Origin of the sequence: Streptomyces sp. NPDC006602, assembly GCF_042870385.1 — a bacterium.
In the GTDB taxonomy this organism is placed as follows: domain Bacteria; phylum Actinomycetota; class Actinomycetes; order Streptomycetales; family Streptomycetaceae; genus Streptomyces.
Window position 1 is genome coordinate 50010 of record NZ_JBIAHG010000041.1, and the last position, 6863, is coordinate 56872.

The 6863-nt window shown below is 74.0% G+C and carries 6 protein-coding genes; all 6 read left to right on the forward strand.

Features of this window, described 5'->3' with window-relative positions; translation table 11 throughout:
• Window positions 1-57: 57 nt before the first annotated feature.
• Window positions 58-1236 carry an acyltransferase family protein gene (locus ACFYO2_RS43840; RefSeq protein ID WP_388361508.1) on the forward strand — a complete coding sequence of 393 codons (1179 nt, stop codon included), beginning with the start codon at window positions 58-60 and terminating at the stop codon, window positions 1234-1236.
• Entirely contained in the window at window positions 1233-2456 is a 1224-nt protein-coding gene (locus ACFYO2_RS43845) for a cytochrome P450 (RefSeq protein WP_388361511.1), read from the forward strand. Before ACFYO2_RS43840 ends, ACFYO2_RS43845 begins: the two co-directional genes overlap by 4 nt.
• A gap of 38 nt (window positions 2457-2494) precedes the next feature.
• Window positions 2495-2923, forward strand: coding sequence for a ferredoxin (locus ACFYO2_RS43850; RefSeq protein ID WP_388361514.1), 429 nt, complete (start codon window positions 2495-2497; stop codon window positions 2921-2923).
• A 1-nt stretch (window position 2924) separates the two neighbouring features.
• Window positions 2925-3809 carry an alpha/beta hydrolase gene (locus ACFYO2_RS43855; RefSeq protein ID WP_388361517.1) on the forward strand — a complete coding sequence of 295 codons (885 nt, stop codon included), beginning with the start codon at window positions 2925-2927 and terminating at the stop codon, window positions 3807-3809.
• Window positions 3806-4864: an LLM class flavin-dependent oxidoreductase gene (locus ACFYO2_RS43860; RefSeq protein ID WP_388361519.1), complete on the forward strand. Its 1059-nt coding sequence runs from the start codon at window positions 3806-3808 to the stop codon at window positions 4862-4864. Before ACFYO2_RS43855 ends, ACFYO2_RS43860 begins: the two co-directional genes overlap by 4 nt.
• 200 nt (window positions 4865-5064) lie before the next feature.
• A partial coding sequence (locus ACFYO2_RS43865; protein ID WP_388361522.1) for a type I polyketide synthase occupies window positions 5065-6863 on the forward strand: 1799 nt, incomplete at its 3' end.

Sequence of the window (6863 nt, forward strand, 5' to 3'; positions counted from 1 at the left end):
AATCGGCGACTGCCAGCCTCGGCATGCCCGTTCCCTCCCACCCAGGAGCACGAGACCATGCCGCAGTCCCCACCAGCGCCCGCCACCGCCCGGAAACTGCCGTCCCTGACGGGACTTCGCTTCATCGCCGCCTTCCTCGTGTTCGCCTTCCACGTCACGTTCCTGCCGTCCCGCTACATCGGCGGCGGACTCGGGGACTCGCTCGGCGACATCCTGGCCAAGGCCGGTTTCTACGGCGTCTGTTTCTTCTTCGTCCTCAGCGGGTTCGTACTGACCTGGTCGGCACGGACCGACGACACGGCCCCGCGCCTGTGGCGGCGCCGCCTGGTCAAGATCTACCCCAACCATCTGGTGACCTTCGTCCTCGCCGCGGTCCTCATGACCGTCGCCGCCGAGAAGATCAGCGGCGGGCAGGCGCTGGCGAACCTGTTCCTCGTGCAGACCTGGCTGCCGGACATGGCCACCGCCAACTCGATGAACGCGGTGAGCTGGTCGCTGGCCTGCGAGGCCTTCTTCTACCTGGCGTTCCCGCTGCTGCTGCGCGCCCTCAAGGCGATCCCCGCCCGGCTGCTGTGGCCGGCCGTCGCCGTCGTGGCCGCCCTGATGATCGCCGCGCCGCTGATCGCCCGCTCCACGATCTCCGGCGCGAAACTGCCCGGCATCGCCGACGGCACGTACTCCTTCGAGCAGATCTGGTTCGTGTACTTCTTCCCGCCGGTACGGGCCCTGGAGTTCGTCCTCGGCATGCTGCTGGCCCTGATCGTGCGCGCGGGCCGCTGGCCGCGTATCTCCCTCGCCCCGGCCGTCGGCATCGCGGTCGCCGGATACGTCGTCGTCTCCTACGTCCCGTACCTGTTCTCGGTGGCCGGGTCCGCCGCGCTGTGGCTGGCGCCGCTGGTCGCGGCGGCCGCCCTCGCGGACACCGGCGGGCGGCGCTCGCCGCTGTGCGGCCGGGTCCTGGTGCGGCTCGGGGAGATCTCGTTCGCGTTCTACATGGTGCACGGCCTGGTCGTCACCTACGGTCACAAGTGGCTTGTCCAGGACACCAGTTGGTCGCCCGCGGCGGGCATCGCTCTGGCCCTCGCCGCGTTCGCGGTGTCGCTGGCCCTGGCCCACGCCCTGTTCAGCTGGGTGGAGACCCCGCTCGTGCGCCGCTTCTCCGCACCCCGGCCGCGCCCGTCGGCGGCCCCCGCCGCGGTCCCGGCCGCCCCCAAAGTCCTGGAGGTCAAGGAATGACCGAGACGACCGAGGCCGCACCCGCGCCGGCCGCCGAGCCGCCCGCGTACCCACTGCCCCGCGGCTGCCCCTACCACCCCCCGGCCGGCTACGACCGGTACACCGAGGAGGGGCCCGTGTCCCGGGTGCGGCTCTACAACGGGCGGCAGGTGTGGGCGGTCAGCGGGCACGCCGAGGCGCGGCAGGTGCTCCTGGACGCGGCCACGTACTCCTCGGACCGGGTCCATCCGCACTTCCCGGCGCTCGCGCCCCGCTTCGAGTCGGCGCGCAAGGTGCGCAACTTCATCGGCATGGACCCGCCGGAGCACACGGTGCAGCGGCGGATGATGCTGTCGAGTTTCACCGTGAAGAAGGTGGCGCTGCTGCGGCCGCGGATCCAGAAGGTGGTCGACGACCTCCTCGACCGGATCGAGGAGCGCGGCCCGGTGGCGGACCTGGTGCCGGACTTCGCGCTGCCGGTGCCGTCCGTCGTGATCTGCGAACTGCTCGGTGTGCCCTACGCCGACCATGCGTTCTTCGAGCACCAGTCGCGCCGCGTCGTCACCGGGTCGACGAGCCTGGAGGAGAGCGCGGCCGCGTTCGGCGAGCTCAGCCGCTATCTGGACGGGCTGATCCGGCACAAGCAGGCGGAGCCGGGCGACGGTCTGCTCGACACGCTGATCGCCGAGCAGGTCGACACCGGCGCTCTGACGCGGCGCGAACTGGTCGACATCGCGCTGCTGTTGCTCGTCGCGGGTCACGAGACGACCGCGAGCGCCATCGCGCTCGGTGTCCTGACGCTCCTGGAGAACCCGGACCAGCTCGCGGCGGTGCGCGCGGATTCGGCGCTGCTGCCGACCGCCGTCGAGGAGTTGCTGCGGTTCATGGCGATCGCCGACGGGGTGGCCCGGTTCGCGACGAAGGACACCGAGCTGGCCGGGCACCGCATCCGCGCGGGCGACGGGGTGGTCGTGGTGATCTCCACGGCGAACCGGGACGAGCTGGCCTTCGCCGGGTCGGACACGTTCGACGTGACGCGCGGCGCCCGGCACCACATCTCCTTCGGTCACGGCGTGCACCAGTGCATCGGCCAGAACCTGGCGCGCGCCGAGATGGAGATCGCGCTGAGCACCCTGTTCCACCGGCTGCCCGGGCTGCGGCTCGCGGTGCCCGCGCAGCGGCTGCCCGTGAAGGAGCCCGGCGGGGTGCAGGGCGTATGGGAACTGCCCGTCACATGGTGACCACCCGGGGCGGGTGGTCGGGAGAGGAAGTGCGTCGTATGCGCATCACGGCGGACCCGGGCCGGTGCCTGGGCGCGGGACAGTGTGTGCTGTCCGCGCCCGACCGGTTCGACCAGTCGGAGGAGGGAACCGTGCTCGTGCTCGACGCGCGGGTGGCCGACGAGGCCGACGAGACGCGGCTGCGCGAGACGGTGTCCCTGTGCCCGTCGCAGGCGATCGCGCTGGTCGCGGACGACTCGGCCACCGTGGTCGCCGGGACAGGGGGTGTCTCCGGGACAGACGGGGTCGCCGGGCCCGATGCGGCCGGTGCGAATGTCGCGGGCGCCGCGGACGCTGGGACCGACGGGACCGTCACGACCGGCGGGGCCGACCGAACCGTCAGCACTGTCGCGGACGCCGGACCCGCCGGGCCCGGTGCGGACGTCACGGGCATCGCGGACGTCCGGTCCGTAGGGAAGGGGGCCTGACATGCCGGTGACCGGACGGCTGGTCGAAGCGCTCGGTGAGCACCGTGGCCCGCTCCTCGACGTGCGCCAGCTGCCGCCCGTGCCGGGTGTGCGGGTGCGTGAGGAGCGGGTGCCCGGGCCGCCCGGCGGGCCCGATGTCCGGGTGCGGGTCTACCGTCCGGACGACACGGCGGCTGCGCTGCCCGCGGTGCTGTGGATCCACGGCGGCGGTTTCGTCCTCGGCGATGTCGACGCCGTGCACGGCAGCGCCGCCCAGGCCGCGGTGCACGCCTCGGCGGTCGTGGTCGCGGTGAGCTACCGGCTCGCCCCGGAGGCCCGCTATCCCGCGGCCCTCGACGACTGCTACGCCGCGCTGTCCTGGTTGGCCGGCAACACGGGCCCGCTGGGCGTCGCCCCGGGGCGGCTCGCGGTGGCGGGGGCCAGTTCGGGCGGGGCGCTCGCCGCCGGTACGGCGCTGCTCGCCCGGGACCGGGGCGGTCCGCCGCTGGTGTTCCAGCATCTGAGCACGCCGGTCCTGGACGACCGCCTGGACAGCGGTTCCATGACGGCGTTCACGGACACCCCGGTGTGGAGCCGGCGCCTGGCGGAGGAGAGCTGGCAGCTGTATCTGGGCGATCTGCTGGGCAGCGCCCCGGTGTACGCGGCGCCGGCCCGTGCCGAGGACCTGTCGGGTCTGCCGCCCGCATACATCTCGACGGCGCAGTTCGATCCGCTGCGCGACGAGGGCATCGAGTACGGGCTGCGGCTCGCCCGGGCAGGCGTGCCCGTGGAGCTGCACAACTTCCCCGGTCAGTACCACGCGTTCGGGGAGGCGTCCGATCCGGGCGAGCTGCGCAGGATCGGTGCCGAGCATCTGGAGTCGCTGCGCCGGGGCCTGCACCCGTGAGCGGCGCCGCGCCCGCGACGCTGCGGGTGGGGATCGGGTTCCTCAATCTGGCGCCGTCGCCCGAACGCGCGGACGCCGAGGCCCTGTTCACGGAGTTGTTCGAGGACGCGGTGTGGGCGGACGGGGCCGGCTTCGACGGGCTGTGGGTCACCGAGCACCACTTCTCGACGTACAGCCTCACCTCGTCGCCGCTGCTGTTGCTGGCGCAGGTGGCCGCGCTGGCACCGCGGTTACGGATCGGCACGTCCGTGCTGGTGCTGCCGTTGTGGGACCCGGTGCGGCTGGCGTGCGACGTGTCGACGCTGGACGTGCTGTCGGGCGGCCGGCTCGACGTGGGGATCGGCCGGGGCTACCAGCCGCACGAGTTCCGGGTGTTCGGCCGGGAGCCGGACGACAGCCGGGCCCGCTTCGAGGAGACGGCGCTGGTCCTGCGGAAGCTGCTGAGCGAGCGGGACGCCTCCTTCGCGGGCGCCTTCCACCGGATCGACGCCCCGGCCACGGTGCTGCCCCGGGTCGCGCAGCGCCCCCATCCGCCGGTGTGGGCGGCCGCGCTCAGCCCGGACTCGGTGGCCTTCGCGGTCCGCGAGGGCTTCCACTTCATGGTGAACGCGGCGATGCCCGAGCCCGCCGTCCTGGACCACTGCCGGGCGGTACGCCGTTCCCTGGCGGCCGCGGAGGTGCCCGCGGCCGATCGCGAGATCGCCGTGAACCGTTTCGTGTACGTCGGTACGGACCCGGCGACGCGGCGCCTGGCCGTGCGTGAGGTCGCCCGGCAGCTGGCGACGTCGCGAGCCTTGGCCGAGGGTGGTGTGCCGCTCGGCGGCGCGGCACCGTATCCGCGGGCCGAGGAGCTGAGCGAGGAGGAACTCGCCGCGGCGGAGGGCCTGTTGGTGGCCGGTTCGGCGGACGAGGTGACACGGCGCCTGGCCCGGCTCACGGAAGTCGGGGTGTCGTACGCCATCGCCGGTTTCCGCTTCGGCCGCTTCCCGTCGCAGGCGGCGCGGGAGTCGATGCGGGTCTTCGCCGAGGACTGCCTGCCCCGGCTGTCCGCCTGAGAGCACCCTGCAACGCGCCCCGGTGGCCCCGTGCCGCCGGGGCTTTCGGCGTTCCCGGGCCCGGCCCGGCACGGCTTTAGCGTGCCGAAAGACCACCGTTAGGCGGCGCGCGGACGCTGGCCGGGCGTGATCCCGCAGGAAGGAACACGGCGCGGCCGTCGGGTCCGTGCCGTCGTCGACGAGGGAGCCGGTAGCCCACGATGCCCACAGATCCCACTGCCCCCGCCGCCCGGCCGACCGCTGAGGCCCCCCTCGCGTCGTCGGCGCCCGGCGTCGCGATCGCCGTCGTCGGCGCGGCCTGCCGACTGCCGGGTGCCCCGGACGTCGCCGCGTTCTGGGAACTGATCGACCGGGGCGCGAGCGCGGTGGGCGAGGCGCCGGAGGGCCGGGAGCTGGGGGATACTCCCCGGTTCGGGGCGTTCCTCGACGACGTCGACCGGTTCGACGCGGCGTTCTTCGGCATCGGGCCGCGAGAGGCGGCGGCGACGGACCCGCAGCAGCGGCTGCTCCTGGAGCTGGGCTGGGAGGCGCTGGAGAACGCCCGGATTGTCCCCGCGGACCTGGCCGGCACCCGCACCGCCGTGTTCGCCGCCGCCATCTGGGACGACTACGCGGCCCTGCACCACCGCCAGGGCGCGGCCGCGGTCGGCCGGCACACGATCACCGGCCTGAACCGGGGCGTCCTCGCGAACCGCCTGTCGTACGTGCTGGGTCTCAACGGGCCGAGCGTGACCGTGGATTCGGCCCAGTCGTCGTCGCTCGTGGCGGTGCACCTGGCCTGCGAGAGCCTGCGCCGCGGCGAGTCGGACGTGGCGATCGTGGGCGGGGTGAACCTGGTCCTGGGCCCGGCGAGCGCGGCCGCGAGCGCCACGTTCGGCGCACTGTCGCCGGACGGCCGCTGCCGTACCTTCGACGCGGCGGCCAACGGGTACGTGCGCGGCGAGGGCGGCGTCGCCGTCGTCCTCAAGCCGCTGGCGGCGGCGCTCGCCGACGGCGACCCGGTGCTGTGCACGCTGCTGGGCAGCGCGGTCAACAACGACGGCGCGTCCGCCGGTCTCACCGTCCCCGACCGGGCGGCCCAGGAGGCGGTGATCCGTGAGGCCCACGCCCGCGCGGGCACCACGCCGACGGCGGTGCAGTACGTCGAGCTCCACGGCACGGGCACACCGGTCGGCGACCCGATCGAGGCCGCCGCGCTCGGTGCCGCACTGGGCGCGGCGCGCGCGCAGGCCGGGGCGCCGCCGCTGCTCGTCGGCTCGGTGAAGACGAACGTGGGGCATCTCGAAGGCGCGGCCGGCCTGGTCGGCCTCCTCAAGACCGCCCTCGCCGTCCACCACGGGCGCCTGCCCGCGAGCCTCAACTTCCGTACGCCGCCCGCCTCCATCCCGCTCGCCGAGCTGGGCCTGGACGTGGTGACGGAGGGCCGCGCCTGGCCCTGGCAGGACGACGAGCCGCTGATCGCGGGGGTCAGCTCGTTCGGCATGGGCGGCACCAACTGCCATGTGGTCGTGGGCACTTCGGCGCTTGCGGACGCCCGCCCCGTGCCCGCCGCGCCCTCCGGCCCGCTGCCCTGGCTTCTCTCCGGCCGCGGCGACGAGGCGCTGCGCGAACAGGCGGCACGGCTGCGCGACCACGTACGGACGCTCGCCCCCTCCGGGGAGCGCCCGCTCGACACCGCGTACGCCCTGGCCACGACCCGCACCCACTTCGAGGACCGCGCCGTCGTGCTGGCCGCCGACCACGACACGGCCGCGGCGGCGCTCACGGCGCTGGCCGAGGGCCAGACACATCCGGCGGTGGTACGGGGGCAGACCACGGCCGACGGCGGCGGGACGGCGTTCGTGTTCACGGGGCAGGGCAGTCAACGCCCAGGGATGGGGCGTGAACTGTACGAGACGTACGGGGAGTTCGCCACCGCCTTCGACGAGGTGTGCGCGGCCTTCGACCCCCACCTCGACCGCTCACTGCGCGAACTCGTACTCAGCGGCGACGAGTCCAT

Bases quoted from the DNA above. Each gene is read 5' to 3' on its own strand.
- ACFYO2_RS43840 (WP_388361508.1), top strand. From the start codon at position 58: ATGCCGCAGTCCCCACCAGCGCCCGCCACCGCCCGGAAACTGCCGTCC.
- ACFYO2_RS43855 (WP_388361517.1), top strand. From the start codon at position 2,925: ATGCCGGTGACCGGACGGCTGGTCGAAGCGCTCGGTGAGCACCGTGGC.
- ACFYO2_RS43850 (WP_388361514.1), top strand. From the start codon at position 2,495: ATGCGCATCACGGCGGACCCGGGCCGGTGCCTGGGCGCGGGACAGTGT.
- ACFYO2_RS43845 (WP_388361511.1), top strand. From the start codon at position 1,233: ATGACCGAGACGACCGAGGCCGCACCCGCGCCGGCCGCCGAGCCGCCC.